Source organism: Pseudobdellovibrionaceae bacterium, from assembly GCA_019637875.1.
Taxonomy (GTDB): domain Bacteria; phylum Bdellovibrionota; class Bdellovibrionia; order Bdellovibrionales; family Bdellovibrionaceae; genus JAHBUW01.
Genome location: JAHBUW010000007.1, coordinates 129,398 through 145,437 on the forward strand (window position 1 = coordinate 129,398; position 16,040 = coordinate 145,437).

The 16,040-nt window shown below is 59.2% G+C and carries 20 protein-coding genes; 12 read left to right on the top strand and 8 right to left on the bottom strand.

Features of this window, described 5'->3' with window-relative positions:
- Positions 1–6: 6 nt before the first annotated feature.
- Positions 7–1,095 carry an AMP-binding protein gene (locus KF767_10500; GenBank protein MBX3018310.1) on the top strand — a complete coding sequence of 363 codons (1,089 nt, stop codon included), beginning with the start codon at positions 7–9 and terminating at the stop codon, positions 1,093–1,095.
- On the opposite strand, the gene KF767_10505 is transcribed toward KF767_10500, so the two are convergent.
- The 3 genes from KF767_10505 to KF767_10515 form a co-directional block, all read right to left on the bottom strand.
- Positions 1,013–2,158, bottom strand: a complete 1,146-nt coding sequence (locus KF767_10505; protein ID MBX3018311.1) for a trypsin-like peptidase domain-containing protein — start codon at positions 2,156–2,158, stop codon at positions 1,013–1,015. The genes KF767_10500 and KF767_10505 overlap by 83 nt on opposite strands.
- Positions 2,159–2,233: 75 nt before the next feature.
- Positions 2,234–2,689, bottom strand: a complete 456-nt coding sequence (locus KF767_10510; protein MBX3018312.1) for a YkgJ family cysteine cluster protein — start codon at positions 2,687–2,689, stop codon at positions 2,234–2,236.
- Positions 2,686–3,111, bottom strand: a complete 426-nt coding sequence (locus tag KF767_10515; protein ID MBX3018313.1) for an acyl-CoA thioesterase — start codon at positions 3,109–3,111, stop codon at positions 2,686–2,688. The genes KF767_10510 and KF767_10515 overlap by 4 nt, the downstream gene beginning before the upstream one ends.
- Before the next feature lie 65 nt (positions 3,112–3,176).
- Between KF767_10515 and KF767_10520 the strand changes: the two genes are divergently transcribed.
- The 11 genes from KF767_10520 (at position 3,177) to KF767_10570 (ending at position 13,058) form a co-directional block, all read left to right on the top strand.
- Positions 3,177–4,121, top strand: coding sequence for a polyprenyl synthetase family protein (locus KF767_10520; protein MBX3018314.1), 945 nt, complete (start codon positions 3,177–3,179; stop codon positions 4,119–4,121).
- A gap of 8 nt (positions 4,122–4,129) precedes the next feature.
- Positions 4,130–5,221: a prenyltransferase gene (locus tag KF767_10525; protein ID MBX3018315.1), complete on the top strand. Its 1,092-nt coding sequence runs from the start codon at positions 4,130–4,132 to the stop codon at positions 5,219–5,221.
- On the top strand, positions 5,218–5,925 hold the full coding sequence (locus tag KF767_10530) for a class I SAM-dependent methyltransferase (protein MBX3018316.1): 708 nt from the start codon (positions 5,218–5,220) through the stop codon (positions 5,923–5,925). The genes KF767_10525 and KF767_10530 overlap by 4 nt, the downstream gene beginning before the upstream one ends.
- On the top strand, positions 5,922–6,575 hold the full coding sequence (locus KF767_10535) for a hypothetical protein (GenBank protein ID MBX3018317.1): 654 nt from the start codon (positions 5,922–5,924) through the stop codon (positions 6,573–6,575). Before KF767_10530 ends, KF767_10535 begins: the two co-directional genes overlap by 4 nt.
- A gap of 42 nt (positions 6,576–6,617) precedes the next feature.
- Complete coding sequence (locus KF767_10540) at positions 6,618–7,499, top strand: SpoIIE family protein phosphatase (protein MBX3018318.1); 882 nt, start codon at positions 6,618–6,620, stop codon at positions 7,497–7,499.
- 59 nt (positions 7,500–7,558) lie between these two features.
- The gene (locus KF767_10545; protein MBX3018319.1) at positions 7,559–8,701 is read left to right on the top strand and encodes a citrate synthase; all 1,143 of its coding nucleotides are present in this window, start codon (positions 7,559–7,561) and stop codon (positions 8,699–8,701) included.
- Between the two features lie 4 nt (positions 8,702–8,705).
- Positions 8,706–9,431, top strand: a complete 726-nt coding sequence (locus KF767_10550; protein ID MBX3018320.1) for a PilZ domain-containing protein — start codon at positions 8,706–8,708, stop codon at positions 9,429–9,431.
- 5 nt (positions 9,432–9,436) lie between these two features.
- Complete coding sequence (locus KF767_10555) at positions 9,437–9,826, top strand: HIT family protein (GenBank protein MBX3018321.1); 390 nt, start codon at positions 9,437–9,439, stop codon at positions 9,824–9,826.
- Positions 9,827–10,533: 707 nt separating this feature from the next.
- Positions 10,534–11,415: an HNH endonuclease gene (locus tag KF767_10560; GenBank protein MBX3018322.1), complete on the top strand. Its 882-nt coding sequence runs from the start codon at positions 10,534–10,536 to the stop codon at positions 11,413–11,415.
- 75 nt (positions 11,416–11,490) lie between these two features.
- On the top strand, positions 11,491–12,648 hold the full coding sequence (locus KF767_10565; GenBank protein ID MBX3018323.1) for an aldehyde dehydrogenase family protein: 1,158 nt from the start codon (positions 11,491–11,493) through the stop codon (positions 12,646–12,648).
- A gap of 92 nt (positions 12,649–12,740) precedes the next feature.
- The gene (locus KF767_10570) at positions 12,741–13,058 is read left to right on the top strand and encodes a hypothetical protein (protein ID MBX3018324.1); all 318 of its coding nucleotides are present in this window, start codon (positions 12,741–12,743) and stop codon (positions 13,056–13,058) included.
- 97 nt (positions 13,059–13,155) lie between these two features.
- On the opposite strand, the gene KF767_10575 is transcribed toward KF767_10570, so the two are convergent.
- The 5 genes from KF767_10575 to elbB all read right to left on the bottom strand — a co-directional run bounded on the left by KF767_10575 (position 13,156) and on the right by elbB (position 16,039).
- Positions 13,156–13,362 (bottom strand): hypothetical protein, encoded by a 207-nt coding sequence (locus KF767_10575; protein ID MBX3018325.1) that lies wholly within the window; start codon positions 13,360–13,362, stop codon positions 13,156–13,158.
- A gap of 84 nt (positions 13,363–13,446) precedes the next feature.
- Positions 13,447–13,800 (bottom strand): DUF2185 domain-containing protein, encoded by a 354-nt coding sequence (locus KF767_10580; GenBank protein MBX3018326.1) that lies wholly within the window; start codon positions 13,798–13,800, stop codon positions 13,447–13,449.
- Between the two features lie 52 nt (positions 13,801–13,852).
- Complete coding sequence (locus tag KF767_10585; protein ID MBX3018327.1) at positions 13,853–14,260, bottom strand: group II truncated hemoglobin; 408 nt, start codon at positions 14,258–14,260, stop codon at positions 13,853–13,855.
- 31 nt (positions 14,261–14,291) lie between these two features.
- Entirely contained in the window at positions 14,292–15,386 is a 1,095-nt protein-coding gene (locus KF767_10590; GenBank protein ID MBX3018328.1) for a D-alanine--D-alanine ligase, read from the bottom strand.
- Positions 15,383–16,039 (bottom strand): isoprenoid biosynthesis glyoxalase ElbB, encoded by a 657-nt coding sequence (elbB, locus tag KF767_10595; GenBank protein MBX3018329.1) that lies wholly within the window; start codon positions 16,037–16,039, stop codon positions 15,383–15,385. Before elbB ends, KF767_10590 begins: the two co-directional genes overlap by 4 nt.
- Position 16,040: the final 1 nt, after the last annotated feature.

The following is a 16,040-nucleotide window of genomic DNA, read 5'->3' on the forward strand; positions in this document are numbered from 1 at the left end:
GGTGAAGTGAGCGAGTTCGCGTCGCTGCGCCCGCAACTCAAACCCGATCACTACTGGATCCTCAGTTCGGGTTCGACCAGCGCGCGGGTTTCCAAAGTGATCGGTCTTTCGACGGAAGCTTTACGTATATCCGCGCGCGCGGTGAACGCGCACTTGCGAGCACGGGCCGATGATGTCTGGGGCCTTTCGCTGCCGACTTACCACGTGGGCGGTTTGGGGATTTTGATTCGTGCCGAGCTCACGGGCTCGGTGGTCGTGGATCTGAATCCGCCGCTCGAGGGGCGCGGCTTCGCCGAGGCCGCCCGTGAATTCGCGTTGCGGTTGTTTGAGCGAAAGGTCACGTTGCTGTCGCTCGTGCCCACGCAAGTTTATGATTTGGTCGATCAGCGCATCCCCGCACCGCCGGCCCTACGAGCCGTCGTCATTGGCGGCGCGGCGCTCGCGCCGGACCTGTACGCGCGGGGGATCGAGCTGGGCTGGCCGCTTTTGCCGAGTTTCGGGATGACGGAATGCGGATCGCAAATCGCCACGGCCGAACTGGATCGGGGGTTGTCGTCGGCGGACCCGCGCCTGCGGTTGCTCGATCACGTCGAGGCGAAGACGGATGCGGAAGGGCATTTGATCTTGCGATCGGCGGCTTTGCTGACCGGACAATTCGAGCGCGGTGACGACGAGAAATGGGTTTTCCGCGATCCGAAGGTCGATGGCGCTTTGCGAACCCAAGACCGCGTCGAAATCGACGGACCCTGGTTGAAACCTTTGGGCCGCGCGACGGATTTTGTGAAAGTGAAAGGCGAAGGCGTGAATCTGGAAGATTTGCGCGAACGCTTCTTCGCGGATTGGTCGCTGGAAGAAAAGTCCCGCGCCGTGATCGTGGATCTTCCGGATGCGCGGGATGGGGCGAAGCTCGTTCTCGTTTTGGAATCCGCGACGACCGGGGCGACCATTCAGCAGCGGCTACAGGCCTGGAATCTGGGCGCGTTTCCGCCCGAGCGTTTGACGGACGTGCGGTCTATCGACCGTCTGCCCCGGACCGATCTGGGGAAGATCGCTTGGGCGAAATTACGCCAGCTCCTGGCGCATTCGGATCGATAAGCGTCTGGTTTTTCGACCCCAAAAAGCCGCGACCCGAACGTGGGGGCGTGAACAAGCCCGCGCGCACGGGCGGAGTGAAAAGCGGTCGCAGTGAGGCGACCAGCGGCGCGTCGTCGCCGCGATATTTCGCGAGCGCCATGTGGATCACGCCCAAGCGCTGCACGTGCGATCCCGTCGCGAAGAAATCCGAAGCCTCGTCGCAGCGCTGACCGGACTCGTTGCACTTGTTCATCGTGTAGCAGGCGCCGCCGTCGCTGACGAAGTCCTCGGGATAACCACGCACCAGAATGCCGTGCACCAGGCCTTTTTCGTCGAAGATGGGGCTACCGCTGTTCCCCATGAACGTGTCGATGTTCGCCGAGTAGAATTTCGTGAAGTCCTCGCTGATCACGCGGGCGGGGCCCGCGAGTTTCAGCGGAAGGCCCAGCGGATAGCCCATGGCGTAGAGTTGGCGCGGGGCCTTGAATTCACGCGACATCGTGAGCGGCGTGCGTCCCGGCACGGGGTTTTTCAAACGCACCAGCGCGAAGTCATCGCCAAAAACCGGCGGTGCGAACGCCGGTGAAGAGAAGTCGGGATTTTGCCCGTCGATGACCTCGGCGCATTCGAAAATTTTCTCGCGCGGCCAACGGTCGACGTTCAACGGGGTGCCGTTCGCGGGCTGCGCGAAGTCGGCGATCCAAACGAAGTCCGAACAACCGGCGGTTTCTTTGCGCTCGCTGCGTCCATAGGGAACGATACAGTGACCGGCGGTGACCACGAGATCCGGTGCGATCAGAAAACCGCTGCAGTTGATACCGGCGGTGAGCTGATCGGCGAAACGTTGGTTCGCGCACATATTGATCATCGAGCTTTCGCCGGAGGCTTTTTGGAAATCGAGTTTCACGAATTGGGGATCGCCCTCGTCGATGACGAAATTTCGGGAGGTCATCAGCAGGACGGCGGGGGCGTGGGGTTTGGCCCAGGAGAGGAGCGCCTCTTGGCGGTCGTCGGTGCCGTAAATCATGGCGAAGGCGGGAAGGGCGAACGAGAAGCTGAGCAGCGCGATGAAAGAACGAAGCATGGCGATCACCTCGCCCGCGGTTATCGCAAAAAGGCGGGCGGAAAACCATGCGGAGCGGGGCTCTTTGTAAGGCTTTTAGCGCAGACGATTGCGTCCCGAGATTTCGTCCTCGGCGGCCTGCTGTTCCTTCATTTGGCGTTCGATGTCTTCGGGCGAGCGGAGCGGGCCCTTACCGACGCCAGGGCAGTAGTCGGCGACTTCTTTTTTCCAGGTTTTGGCGCCCATGACTTCGGGCCAAAAGGGCCAGGTGCGACACTGCACGGGACGGGCTTTGTAAACTTCGCAACGGTTGCCGTCGAGGAACATGCATTCGGGACGGCTGGGCTCTTCCTTCAGGTGATAGGCGGGGCCGAGCTTGGTGGTGTATTTACGCGTGAAGGTCGCGAGCGAGACGCCGATCTCTTTGGCCATGTTGCGACGATCTTGCAGGGTCAGGAAAACGAAGCCGTATTCGCCGCGCGAAATGCAGCACTGCCCAGAACCTTGGCATTGAAAACGTACGCCTTCGGACCACCACTTTTTACCGCTCATGTGTTCGCTCCTTCGGTGCTCTGGTAGGCCGCGAGGCGCTCGCGGAATTCCGCGGGCCACGGCGTGGGGGCTTTCGCTTTCACGTCGAGCAGAACGTGAGTCGAATCCAAAACGAGCGCGGTTTCGCCGCCGGTTTTGAAGGTGAATTGGAAACTCACGCTGGTTTCGCCCAGGCGTTTGACGACCGCTTCGACCTCGTAAAGGGCGCCGGCGGGAATCGGGCGTCGGTAATCGGCCTGCGCCTGGCGAATAGGCATCGCGTACTGGGCGTTCGCGAACCAGTCCTTCCACGGAAAACCGGCCTCGATGAGCAGGTCTTCCATGCAGTCATGGGCCAATTCGAAAGCCCGGCCGAAGAACATCCAACCGGCGGGATCGGCCTGATGGAAGCGCATGCGGTTCTGCCAACGGAAGCTTTTCATAGACTGTCGAGAATGACGCAATTCCCATCTTGCGGCAAGGCGGAATCCCGAATAGTTTGGCGGTTATGAGCCTCAAGATCTACGACCCCCGGGACTTTCCCGCCTATCTCCCGAAATTGAACAACCTCTACGACGATCTGTTCACGGGCGGTAAAGGTTTCCGGTCGCAGCTCATCAAGTGGGTCGCGGGCAGCTTGGGTTCTTCCGACAAAATTCAGAATCTGCTGGGGCAGACGATCGAGTTCATCCACAACGCCTCGCTGTTGCACGACGATCTGATCGACCGCTCGCAATTGCGTCGCGGGAAAACCGCGGCCTGGGTGAAGTACACGCCCGAGTACGCCGTGCTGGCGGGGGATTACCTGCTCGCGCGCGTGATGGTGAATCTGTCCGGTAACGGCAACATCCGCCTCGTGCAGTACACGGCCGAGGTCATCTCGGATCTACTTGAGGGCGAGTGGCTGCAGGACTCGCTCGTCGGCGATATGGAAGTCGACTTGAGTCAGCTCGATCGCGTGCACAACCTGAAAACGGCGTCGCTGTTCAAGTGGTGCCTGCGCGCGCCGTTCCTCGCGGAGGAACGCTACGAGCCGGGACTCCATACGGCTCTTGAAGAGATGGGCACGCTGCTGGGGCAGCTGTTCCAACGCTCGGACGATCTTTTGGATTTTGACGTGCGCAACGACGAAGGGAAAAATCCTCTGGGCGATCTGAAGTCGGGATACTTGAACAGCTTCGGCGCGTTCGCGACCCGTGACCTGACCGCCGCGCAAAAACGCGAACTCAAAACTTGCGAAACTTTGGCGGACTTCCAGGCCCGGCTGGGGGGCGCTGCGGTTTTTGAGGCGCGCGTGAAAGAGTTCGACCAGAAAAACCAATTCCTGATTGATCTTTACCGCCACCAAATGGTCCTCTTGAAGAACCACCTGAAACCCGGTGAGGAAGTGCTGCTCGAACGGCTGGAGCCTTTGACGGAAATTCTTTACTGGCGACGTAAACCGAAATCTTGAGGTCCCGGATGACCCAACTGAAGACGCTCTCGCGCCAAGATCCCGAATTCCAAAAGTATCTCGACGGTCGTTTTTCCAAAACGGAACGCGCGATCCCGCTTGAGACTTTGAACGTGAACTCCGAGTCCGAGTCCGTCACCTTCCGTATCGTGCCCTTGAAGGACGTTGTCCGCCCCGGGTTCTTCGCGATGTGGTCCGAAGTTTTCAAGTTCCGTTACTTCCTGCTGTTGGCTTTTCCCGCGTTCGTGATCCTGACGAAAAACATGTTCGACGACATCGAGATCGATCCGCTCATCACGTCGACCTCGCTTCTGGGCGCGTTCTTTCTGATCGCGGCGGCGAATCTGTGGAACGACTACTTCGATCATCTGAAGGGCGTGGACCGCATCCTGCCCGAAACGCAGAAGAAACCGATCCAGAAGGGTTGGGTGACGGCGTGGGCGACGAAGGCGTGGGCCTGCGCGTACCTGATCCTGGGCGTGGCGCTGGGGCTTCCCGCCGTGATCGTCGAGCCCGTGATCCTCGCGATCGTGGCGCTGCCGGGCGCGCTGGCGCTGTGGGCTTGGTTGAACCCGATCAAAGGCTTGCGGTTCCGTCGCGGAGCGGAGCTTTTGGTCTTCCTGCTCGTGGGGCCGATGTTCGCGGTGGGCTTTCAGATCGCGTCGAGCGGATTTTTTGACATCGAAAGTTTGTGGATCGGCGTGCTGACCGGCTGGGTCGCGGTGTTTTTGATTCACGTCCGCAACTTCGAAGCGGTGATGGTGAACTCGCAGGCCGGTTTTCAAAGCACGGTCGTGGGTTTGGGCTTCGAAAGCAGCAAGAACCTGCTCGTCCTGTGGTGGGCGGCGCTGTGGGGCGCGTTCATCCTGTACCAATACGTCTACACGCCGCTGATCTGGTGGCCGTTGGGCAGCTTCGCGATGGCCCTGGCGACGATCTTTCCGTTGAACCGTCGGGTGTCGCAGCTGAAGTCGCCGATGGGCTCCGAGATGACCGCCTTGATTCAGAACTGCCGTTCGTTCGTGAACGTCTTCTGGTGCTGGTGGCTGCTGCAGTGTCTGTGGATGTACCTTCTTCTGGAAATCGCGCCGGCCTCATGAGCGCGCCGAGCTTCGCCATCGAAGACGGCGTTCCCGTTTTGCGTTTCCCCGACGACCGGCGCCTGCGCTTGGACTTCGCGGATTCGCGCTATCACCGTAAACTGCGCGGGAAAAACGAACTTCTGGCCAAAGCCGTGGGCATCAAGACTTTACCGACGGCCCCGCGCGTTTGGGATTTGAGTCTGGGACTCGCGGAAGATGCGTGGACACTCGCGCGTTTGGGCTGCGATCTGTGGGGGTTCGAACGTCAGCCGCTGCTGGCCCAGTTGGTTGAAGCTTCTTTGCAAGAGTACCGCATGCGGGTGGAGCCCGGTACGCACTGGGATGAGTCCGCCGCGCGTTTGCACGTGAACGCCGCTTCGGCGCGGGACGTGCTGCTCGCGTTGCGTGACGGGACGTCGGCGTTTCCGCGACCGGGGGCTTTGTACTTCGATCCGATGTACGAAGGCACCGGTAAATCCAGCGCGCTGCCGCGGTTGGAGATGCAGCTGCTGCGCGGTTGGGTCGGGACCGATGACGATCAAGCCGAGGTCCTCGCGTTGGCGCGCTCCATTCCCGGAATGCGGGTCGTGGTGAAGCGCGCGGTGAAGGCCCCGGCTTTGGGCGGAGCGCCCACGCACGCCTTTGTCGGCGAAAAGGTGCGTTACGACATGTACCAGAACACCGTCACCGCTGCGGGGGCGACGGATACGGAGGCGCCATGATCGAGATGTTACTGCTCGCGAAAAAGGTCGGGATCACCGGAGCCTCGCGTTCGCGACTTTTGGCCTTGGCGCTTTTGCCGCTCGTGGCGCTGGTCGACTTCACGGTGCTCGCGGCTTTGGTCTATGCGGTCAGCTTCACCGGCGTGTTTCTGCCCATCGTGCGCGAGGGCATGGGGACGGATCCGGCGGCCTGGGTGCTGTGGGTCGGCGATCCCGCCTGGACCCAAATGGCGGTGGCGGCGTTGCTGGGCCTGGTCGGCGGTTACGTTTGCGGAAAGTGGCCGCTCGTCAGCGGTTTGGCGATGGTCCTGACCTTCCCGAGTTTTCTGTCGGTGAAGGCGCTCGCGGTGATTTTTCTGTCGGAACGTTTGGGATTCCGCCTGCGCGATGCCCGTCGCGGGGTCGACGTCCGCGCCCGTGGCCTGGCGCTTCTGGCGACCTTGCTCGGCGCGCTCGCGCTCTTCGTCTTCGGGCAACTCGTCCAGATGATGTGGACCGAACTCATCGGGTTCGAATCAATTTTCCATCCGCGTTCGCGGTTCGTGCTTGCGGGACTGGTCGTCAGTCTGGGGCTGTGCCTGGAAGTGCTGCTGAACTTGGTGAGTTTTCATTTCCATTTCGAGCAGGTCTCCAAAGCCGCGCGGACGTAAAGGCTTTGCCATCAAGTTGCGCGCCCCTTACGATCAGAGGGAATGTCGAAAGAGTTGAAATCCCGCATCGAAGAATTGGAAGAGGCGCTCCGTCTGAAGGAGCAAGAGCTCGGCCGTTATCGCGCCGAACTTCAGAAAACCAACCAATCTTTGGAGCGGATCATCACCGATCTCTCTCAAGAATTGAAATGGGTCGGCATCATCCAGAAGGCGCTCGCGCCGACGCAGATTCCCAATATTCCCGGCTTCGAGTTCAGCTCGAAGTTTTTGCCCGGTCAGAGCGGCGGCGGGGATTATTTCGACATTTTCGAGCACGATGACCGACTGAAATTCGGCGTTCTGCTCAGCAGCTCGAGCGGATACTCCATGTCCGCGCTTTTTCTTTCGGTTCTCATGAAGGTTTCGGGACGCATCGAGGCGAAAAAAGGATTGCAGCCCCAGCAGGCTTTAGAGACGTTGGCCGCCGAGATGACGCCGAATATGCAGGCGAAAGACGAAGCCTCCGTTTTTTACGGGGTCGTTGATCGTCGCAGCTTCGAGCTGCGTTATACGCTGCTCGGGGATCTGGCCGTCTTTCACCAACCGCAGTCCGGAGATAAGCTCGTGCGACTCGATCCGGCTGGTCGTGGACTGTCGTTGAAGAACAACACGGGATTTATCGACCACACCATCCAGCTGGGACCGCGCGATCGCGTGATCCTGTGTTCGGAAGGCATCGTGCAGGCTAAAAATCCGGCGGGCGAAGCCTTCGGGATGGAGCGTCTGCAGAAATTGGTGCTGCGCGCGCCCCGCGGGGGAGTTCACGATTTGCGCAATGAGATTTTGTTCCGCAACGAGCAATTCTCCGAGACGAATGAACCGCTGCGTGACCAAACCGTGCTCGTGATCGAGGTCAATGACCGGGTCATTAAACTTGCGAAATAAGACCACGTCAGGGATATTGAACCCGACGTATTCAGTCTCTCTGAGGAAAGGACCAAGCGATGGCGGAAATTACGATTTATGAAGGTGCACTCGATAAAGGCCTGGAAGGGGTTGTCGCATGTTCGACGGCCGTTTCGACGATCGCTGACTCCACTTTGAGTTTCCGCGGTTACACGATCGAAGACCTCGCGGCGAATTCCACTTTCGAAGAAACCACCTATCTGCTGTGGAACGGCAAGCTGCCCACCAAGCCCGAACTCGACGCGTTCTCGAAAGAGCTGCACTCGGCGATGGCGCTTTCACCCGAGTACGTGAAAGTCTTGAAGACGATCCCCACCAAAGATGTCCACCCCATGGCTTGGCTGCGCACGGCGGTTTCGCTGATGGCGCACTGGGATGGCGACGCGAACGATATGTCGGAGGCGGCGAACAAGAAAAAAGCTGTACGCATGACGGCGCAGATGGCGTCGATCGTGTGCGCATTCGAAGCGATCCGTAACGGCAAAGAGCCCCTCGCTCCCAAAGCGGACAAGTCGGTCGCTTGGAACTTCATGTACATGCTGAAGGGCACTGAGCCGACTCCTGAGCTCGTTAAAGTGTTCGATACCTGTTTGGTCCTGCACGCGGATCACGAGCTGAACTGCTCGGCGTTCGCGACCCGCGTGACCGCTTCGTCGCTTTCGGACATCCACTCGGCGATCGTTTCGGCGATCGGTGCGTTGAAGGGCCCGCTCCATGGCGGCGCGAACGAGCAGGTCATGCTCATGCTCAAACGCATCGGCACCATCGAAAAAGCGCAGCAGTTCGTGAAAGACGCTCTGCAAGCGAAAGAGAAAGTCATGGGGATCGGTCACCGCGTTTACAAAAACGGCGACCCCCGTGCGGCGATCCTGCGCAAGATGTCGGACAAGCTGACCGCGCAAATCAACGAGCACCACTGGTACGAGATGTCGACTTTGATCGACGATACCATGTTCAAAGAGAAGGGCTTGATGCCGAACGTGGATTTCTACTCGGCGACCGTGTACTACTCGATGGGCATTCCGATCGACATTTACACGCCCATCTTCGCGGTTTCGCGCATCAGCGGCTGGCTGGCGCACGCGTTCGAGCAGTACGCGAACAACCGCATCTACCGCCCCCGCGGGAAATGGGTGGGACAAAAGGATATGAAGTACATTCCCTTGAGCGACCGGAAGTAAGCGCGTGCCGACTCGGGTGGTTTTAGTCGATACGTCCTATGAGCACCAACAGCGGCTCGAGGACGTGAACGAAGCCCACACGAGCGGTCAGTACACTTTCGAAACGACCGCTTCGTTTGCCCACGACGCCGCCTTCTGGGCGGCGGTCGACGTTTTGGTTCTGCATGTTCCCGATGAGCCCATGATTCAGGGCGCGTTTCTGGAAAAACTGAAGGCGCAGGTGGGGCCCAAGACCCGCGTGATCATCATGGCGCCGCAGATGAACCCCGCGTTGATCGCGGTTTCCCATCAATTTCCCAAAGTGCGTTTGATGAAGCTGCCGGTGACGGGCTACGCGCTTTACCGTGCGTTGGTGGACATCACGACGGACTATCCGCGGGGGCAGCAGCAGGTGCATCCGCGTTTTCTGACGGATCTCGCGGTCGAAGTCGTTTCGGATCTGAAGTCGGTGAAAAGTCCGGCGCGCGTGAAAAATCTGTCGATCAGCGGCGCGTATTTCGAAACCGTCGAGACCACTGAGGCGCAGGCCGTTTTCGTGGTCGGCGATCTGGTGCGGATGGCGATTGCGCTACCGACGGGTGCGGCGGGTGGCGTCCCCAAGGCCTATCAGTTCGACGCGCGCATCGTCTGGCAAAGGCCGCTCGAGGACGGGCAGGGCATCGGATACGGCTGCGCGTTCTTGAACAAAGAGCAGGTCTATGATGAACTCCTGGCGCAAGTCGGGAGGTAATTTCTATGGCTTCGGTTTTCACGAAAATCATCAGCGGTGAGTTGCCCGCGCATAAAGTGTACGAAGACGAGCGGATCATCGCGATCTTGGCGTTGGATCAGATCAACATGGGGCATACCCTCGTGATTCCCAAAGTCGAAGTGAACCATTGGTTCGATGTTCCCGAAGACGATTTCCTGCATCTGCAAAAAATCGCGCAACGGATCGGCCGCGCGATCAAGGCGGCGACCGATTGCCCGCGCGTGCTGACGGCGGCGGTGGGTTTCGAAGTGCCTCACTATCACTTGCATTTGATTCCGGCGGCGGCCATCGCCGACCTGAATTTCGCGAAGGCGACGCGCCGGACGGACGACGAAATGCGCGCGGTGCTTGAAAAAATTCGGGCGCATTTGTAGCCCGGGCGTCGGGAAAATCGCCCCGACTTTGGTCTGGGGCTCCTCCTAACAGTAATCATAAAATCAATTGTCTGGGATCACCCCGCGATTTTTGTTATCTTGAAGTTGCCGTTCTCACGGCGCGGAAGGGGGTGATGCTTGGTGACGAAATGTGACAAGACCAAGGCGGAGGTGAGTGTCCTTTAGGGACTCACGCTTTCGAGCGCGAACCTAAATGCGACATTTGCTTTCGCCTATAAGGTTTTACAGTTTCTTCTAGGGGGTTGCTTCAGGCAGCCCCCTTCTTTTTTTGTGGGTGGGGATTGGGGGGTTCAACTCCCAACTTCCAGATTCCCAATTCCCAATTCCCAATTCCCAATGAGACGGCTCTCGGTCAGCTCCGACTTTCGCGGAGTTGAGAAGTCGTAATGGACTCGTCGGGCGGAGCCGAGAAATCAGCGGAGTTTAGGAATAACTTCGCTGGCGGCGAAGCTTTGCGTTGAGAAATATTTGCTACGCGGTTTTTCGCTTTACAGGAATTTTCCACTTTGACGTTTCTGCAGGAGAAACGATCTGCGCGACATTTTCTAAAAATGACTCTCGAGTTGAGATCTCTCGTCATGCGCGAAGCTCCCGTCTTAGAAGGGGAAATAGACTTTGATCCTCGCCTCACGCGAATTCGTCTCTGGAAAACCCGTGCTAAGACATGTCTAGCGGAGGCGAAAGAAATGACGAACGCCGAACTCATTCGGAACTTCGAAAAGCTTGTCCAGGTCGAGCGACGTGTGACTCGAAAGCTACTCGAGCATATCGCCGAGATCGAGTCATGCCGTGCATATCTCGATCTCGGATACGATGGAATGTATGCCTATTTAACGAAAGGCTTGGGCTACTCAGAAGGGGCTGCTTACCGCCGACTACAAGCGGCGCGCGTTCTGAAGGTGGCGCCCTCGGTGGCTGAAAAAGTTGAGGCCGGAACTTTGAATCTCACCCAGCTCGCCGAAGTCGCAAAAGTCAGCCGACAAACGAAACTCAAGCCGACCGCCGAGCTTTTCGCGAAATTGGAAACGCGGTCGAAAGCGGCGACCGAGCAGATCGTCGCGCAGGCTTTTGACGTTTCGCCACGAAGTGAAGTTCACAAACGCACGCAGCGCGATCATTCGGTGCGTCTGGAAATCACTTTCTCGGCAGAGCAGTTTGCTGCCGTCGAAAAGGCGCGCGGTCTGCTTTCGCATATTTGTCCCGAGGGGGCTTGGCCCGAAGTTTTTGTGGAACTCGCCCGACGCTATTCAGAAAAATTCGAAGCTCGTGAAAGCCAACGCGCGAAACCCACGGCATCCGTTGAGGCGAAGGCCGCTTGGGTCCCGCTGGCGGGGAGACGCCGCAGCATCCCAGCCTCGCAACGGCGCCTTATTTTTCTGCGCGCGGGTGGATGTTGTGAGCACGTCGATCTCGCCAGTGGGCGGCGCTGTGGCTCGGCTTATCAACCTCAAGTGGATCATATCCAACCTGTCGCCCGTGGTGGTACGAACGATCCCGCGAATCTGCAGCTGCTGTGCGGCTCCCACAACCGAGCGAAGGGATTCGCGATTCCCAATCGGAAATCGTGAAAGGCCCCTGAAGCAGAGGGGCTTGCCTAAAAATCCCGCTGGACGGAGCCCTCAAGTGGGCCTATCACTCAGAACATGGTTCAAGATCTCGGCCAACTGATTCCGGCGCTTCAAGCCGCGAAGAAATCACTGCAAGCCATCGAGCCGCTCACCCGTGAGCAGCGCCTGGACAACCTCGCGAAGCTCGCGGAGGCCTGGGGGCGTGAGTTCGAGAGCGCGACCGCCGCCCAGTTGGCGCAAGAGTCGGGTCTTTCCGAAACTCTCGTGCGTGCTTGGGATTTCGCGGGCGCGAAGGCGTATCTGCGGAGCTGGCTCCAAGGCGAGATCGCCGCCTCCCAATCCGCCGTGACGGAAGGCGCGGTCGCCCGGGTTCAGCATCAACCTCGCGGGGTCATCTCGCTTTTGCAGCCGCGCTTTCACGGGCCGCGACTTTTTATCGAACGCTTCGCGCCGGCCTATCTCGCCGGAAATCCGGTTCTCGTAAAAATGAGTTCGAAAACACCGACGGCCGCCGTTCTCGTGGACCGTTGGTTGCGCGAAGCCGGCATCCCCGAAGAGCATGCCGTCGTCGTTGGGGGCCAGAGCGCCGACTACGCGAATCTGCTGGTGAAACATCCCGCCGTCAGTGCGGTCAGCGCCGTCGGCCGCCGCGAAACTCTGCTCGCGATTTATAAGGATTGCGCCGAGCTGGGCCGTGCGTTTCAAGGCTTTGCCGGCGGTCGCGCCACGATGTTCGTGATGGACGTCCAGGACGCCGACGCTTGGGGGAAGCTCCTCGGTTCTTCATTGGAGGATGGAAAGGGCCAGCGTCCCTACGACAACCTTCGCGTCTTCGTTCTCGAAAAAGACGAGAAGACCCAGCTCGCGAATCTTGAAACGGCCATGTCGCGGTTTCCGCAGGCGCGGTTGAGCGGTCACCTGACCCAATGTTCGGAAGATCATCAGGCCGAGGCTCTGGGGCCCGTCATCCTGTTCTCGTCGATCAAGTACCCGTTCGATCTTGCGAAGTGGGTGAACAATGCTTCGACGGGGTTCGCGGTGCAGATGTTCGGTCCTTTGGAGCGTCTGGAAAAGATCGCCCCGAAGCTCGACGTCGGCGCGATTCTGGCGAACCGCGATTTCGATCCGGCGGAGTCCGTTCTGTTCGGGACGAAAGAATCCGTCATCGGCGACACTCAGCTTTCCTCGACCGGAAGCTTCTTCAGTCAGCGCACGCAGCGGCGCGGACTTTAGGCGCAACGTTCGCTCGGTCCGGGTGCGACGTCCCGTGACCCGACGGTGTCGGCCAAGCACACTGTTCCCACATCACCAAAAAAGGGGTTCCCATGTTGAAATCCATCCTGACAAGCGTCGCCGTTGCGGCGGCCCTCACACTTTCGGCGTGCGCGCACAAAGACACCGCCACCACCGAAGCCACTCCGGCGGCCGTTGAAGCCGCTCCGGCCGCGGACGCCGCGACCACCGAGAAACCCTGCCCCTGTGGCCACGACCACAAGCACGCGAAGGGCGACAAAAAGCACGAGCACAAACATGAGCACGGCAAGTGCGAGCTTTGCGCGAAGTCGGAAGCCGCGTTCGAGGCGAAGAAAAAAGGCAAAGACGCCAAAAAGGACTGCGGTTGCGGTCACAAGCACGAAGGCTGATCCCCACGAAAGGATCAAAGCTTCGACACCTCTCCGCCAAATCTCTGGCGGTGGGGGTCAGAAAACGGGGGCCGTCAGGAAGCTGACGGCTTTTGTTTTAGTGGATCTTGTAAAGGCGCGAACGGTTGCGAATCTGGCATTCGGGGCAATGGGCCGTTTCGTGGATCTCGGTGCCGTCGTCGGTAAATCCGTGATCCAAGATCAGAATTGAGCTGCATAGCGAGCAGTGGTTCTGATCCAAAAGGAATTCCTGTTGCTGAGGATTTTCCACTTTCTCAAAGTATTGAAGCTTATCTACAGACATCCATGTCCCCTCTTCACATCGTTCATTGCGGAACGATGCAAAGAGCGTTCACAGACCAAGGGCCGGTCCGGCGTCCAAAATTTGCTACTCGGAGTCGTCCTCGACGGGAACGAGCGGACCCTTCACGGTGTCGCGTGCGAAGGCGCTGCCCACCGGAGATTTCAAAAAGGGCACGATCTCGGGATCGTAGTTCGCGATGGTGTTGATGTCGTAAACGCCGAGCATGGTGGCGTCGTTCATTTCCTCCTCGGACTCGAGACCCGAGGTGAAGCGCCAGCCGCTGTCGATGTCGTCATCGGGCGTTTCGCGGTACATGAACCCGACCTTGTGTCCGCGCACCATGATGTGATCGGTGGCGAAACCCGCGCCGTAACCGGTCGCGAGGTTTTTCAGGTTTTCGGCGGCAATGTAGAACTTCTTTTGCGGAGGTTTGCTCATGGGCGCATCAAAGCACGAGCCGCGTGCGGGCTCAAGCGCCGGGACGTCAGTTTCACTTCGTTTCGCCCTCTTCCGGGTGATTTCGCATAAAATCGGCGGTGTGGAGCATGGCGTGCAGAAATTCCGTACGTACGGGCTCGGCCAAGCCGACGGAATCCACCGCCGCGACCATACAGATCATCCACTGATCGCGCTCGGATTTACGGATCACGAAGGGCATATGACGTGCGCGTAGTCGGGGGTGGCCATGCTTTTCGATGAACAGATTCGGCCCGCCGGACCAGCCCGACAAAAACATGAAAAGCTTTTCGGCCGAGGAGGTCAGGTCAGGCGGGTGCATGTCACGGACGACGCGGACTTCCGGCAGCGTGTCCATGAGCAGATAGAACGAGGTCACGATTTTACGAAGGCCGGCTTCGCCGCCCAGGCGGTCGTAAAAAAGGGGTGCGGGTTCACTCATGGGCGCAACCTAACGCCCGGATCCCGGCGGGTCAACCGCGCGGGAACTGGGTTTTGAGCGCGTCTTCCGTGCGGGCCTTGGTCAAAGCGTCGTCGATCAGGGCGTGGATCAGATCCTTGTAGCCCCAGCCGCTCGCTTCCCACATCTTCGGGTACATGCTGATCGAGGTGAAACCCGGCAGCGTGTTGATCTCGTTGATGTGAAACTGATTCGGTCCCGTCATGAAGAAATCGATGCGGGCCATGCCCTCGCAGCCGAGCACCCGGTAGGTGTCTTTGGCGATCTTCTGGATCGTGGCGAGCTCTTCGGGAGTCATCTCGACGGGGATTTTGTAGGCCGCGCCGTTGGGATCAAGATACTTCGCCTCGTAAGAGTAGAACTCGTGCTGGGGAATCACTTCGCCCGGCAGGCTGACCTTGCAATCTTCCGTGGGGCCGAAGGCCGAGATTTCGATCTCGCGGCCCTTCATGAATTTCTCGGCCAGGATCTTGCGGTCGTATTGGAAGGCGTCCGCGAGATTTTTATCGAAGTCCGCGCGCGATTTGATTTTGTGCACGCCTACCGAGGATCCCGCGTTCGCGGGTTTGATGAAGAACGGCAGGCCCAGCGTTTTTTCCAAAGCGTCGAAGCCGGGATTGTTCTTCGGCGTGATCAGCATGAAGGGGGCGTTCGGAATTTTCGCCTCGTTCAGCAGACGCTTCAAAAAGTCTTTGTCCATGCCGACCGCACTCGAGGTGACGCCGCAGCCGACAAAGGGCAGACGCATCACGCGGAAGAGGCCTTGAATGGACCCGTCTTCACCGTAGGTGCCATGCAGGACGGGGAAGGCCACGTCGACGGGACGTTTTTCCGAACCGCGCGTGAAGAACAGGTGGGGGCGGCCGCCCTCGCACCCCAAAGAGACGGGGTCGACGTCCGCTGCGGGCAACTCTTCGACGCGTTTCAACGCGTCGGGGATAAACGCTTTTTTCAACAAGACCCAGTCCCCCGTGTCGCGGATGCCGACGAAGGACAGCTCGAATTTGTCTTCCGAGAGGGCGCGCGAGATATTGCGGGCCGAGACGACCGAGACTTCGTGTTCCGCGGACCGACCGCCGAAAAAGAGAACCAACTTCGTTTTGCTCATGCCATCTCCAGCAGTTCTTGGGTCAGTCCCTGAATCCCGTCGTACACTTGATGCGGTTTGGAGTCGCCGTGCATGTACGCGGGGGTCGTGATGATCTTGTGGACGCGATCGGTGATGTAATCGTCGACCGGGCAGGTCTCGACGTTGGCGCCCGTTTTACGGGCTTCCGCCGTGGCTTCGTTGTCGGCACCGAGGGTGATCGTGATGCCCTTCGGTCCCAAAACGCGCGCCAAAAGGACCGGCGCGATGCAGACGGCGGCGATCGGCAGTTCCTTTTTGTAGAACTCTTCAATCACGCGGCGGACGTCGACGTTCACCACGCACTGCGCGCCCTTTTCGTGCCAAGAGGAAAGGTTGCGGGCCGCGCCCGCACCGCCGGGGAAAACCAGCGCGTCGAATCCGTCCGCGTTCAGTTCCTTGAGCGGTTTGATTTTCGAGCGCGCGATGCGTGCGCCCTCGATCATCATGTTGCGTTCACCGCTATTTTCGTTGGTGAGGAAGTTGAGGGACTGAAAATTTTGATCGGGGGCGAAGAAGTGCAGTTCCGCGCCTTTGCGCGAAAGACCGACGATCAAGGCGACGGTCTCGGTGATTTCACTGCCATCTTTGTTTCCGCAACCCGACAGGACGAGGGCGATGCGCTTGGTGCTCATC

What these genes read in the sequence shown, in the direction of transcription:
- KF767_10505 (MBX3018311.1), bottom strand. Translation starts at nt 2,158, where the DNA reads ATGCTTCGTTCTTTCATCGCGCTGCTCAGCTTCTCGTTCGCCCTTCCC.
- KF767_10555 (MBX3018321.1), top strand. Translation starts at nt 9,437, where the DNA reads ATGGCTTCGGTTTTCACGAAAATCATCAGCGGTGAGTTGCCCGCGCAT.
- KF767_10590 (MBX3018328.1), bottom strand. Translation starts at nt 15,386, where the DNA reads ATGAGCAAAACGAAGTTGGTTCTCTTTTTCGGCGGTCGGTCCGCGGAA.
- KF767_10520 (MBX3018314.1), top strand. Translation starts at nt 3,177, where the DNA reads ATGAGCCTCAAGATCTACGACCCCCGGGACTTTCCCGCCTATCTCCCG.
- KF767_10545 (MBX3018319.1), top strand. Translation starts at nt 7,559, where the DNA reads ATGGCGGAAATTACGATTTATGAAGGTGCACTCGATAAAGGCCTGGAA.
- KF767_10535 (MBX3018317.1), top strand. Translation starts at nt 5,922, where the DNA reads ATGATCGAGATGTTACTGCTCGCGAAAAAGGTCGGGATCACCGGAGCC.
- KF767_10515 (MBX3018313.1), bottom strand. Translation starts at nt 3,111, where the DNA reads ATGAAAAGCTTCCGTTGGCAGAACCGCATGCGCTTCCATCAGGCCGAT.
- KF767_10510 (MBX3018312.1), bottom strand. Translation starts at nt 2,689, where the DNA reads ATGAGCGGTAAAAAGTGGTGGTCCGAAGGCGTACGTTTTCAATGCCAA.
- KF767_10575 (MBX3018325.1), bottom strand. Translation starts at nt 13,362, where the DNA reads ATGTCTGTAGATAAGCTTCAATACTTTGAGAAAGTGGAAAATCCTCAG.
- KF767_10560 (MBX3018322.1), top strand. Translation starts at nt 10,534, where the DNA reads ATGACGAACGCCGAACTCATTCGGAACTTCGAAAAGCTTGTCCAGGTC.
- elbB (MBX3018329.1), bottom strand. Translation starts at nt 16,039, where the DNA reads ATGAGCACCAAGCGCATCGCCCTCGTCCTGTCGGGTTGCGGAAACAAA.
- KF767_10530 (MBX3018316.1), top strand. Translation starts at nt 5,218, where the DNA reads ATGAGCGCGCCGAGCTTCGCCATCGAAGACGGCGTTCCCGTTTTGCGT.
- KF767_10580 (MBX3018326.1), bottom strand. Translation starts at nt 13,800, where the DNA reads ATGAGCAAACCTCCGCAAAAGAAGTTCTACATTGCCGCCGAAAACCTG.
- KF767_10540 (MBX3018318.1), top strand. Translation starts at nt 6,618, where the DNA reads ATGTCGAAAGAGTTGAAATCCCGCATCGAAGAATTGGAAGAGGCGCTC.
- KF767_10525 (MBX3018315.1), top strand. Translation starts at nt 4,130, where the DNA reads ATGACCCAACTGAAGACGCTCTCGCGCCAAGATCCCGAATTCCAAAAG.
- KF767_10585 (MBX3018327.1), bottom strand. Translation starts at nt 14,260, where the DNA reads ATGAGTGAACCCGCACCCCTTTTTTACGACCGCCTGGGCGGCGAAGCC.
- KF767_10565 (MBX3018323.1), top strand. Translation starts at nt 11,491, where the DNA reads ATGGTTCAAGATCTCGGCCAACTGATTCCGGCGCTTCAAGCCGCGAAG.
- KF767_10570 (MBX3018324.1), top strand. Translation starts at nt 12,741, where the DNA reads ATGTTGAAATCCATCCTGACAAGCGTCGCCGTTGCGGCGGCCCTCACA.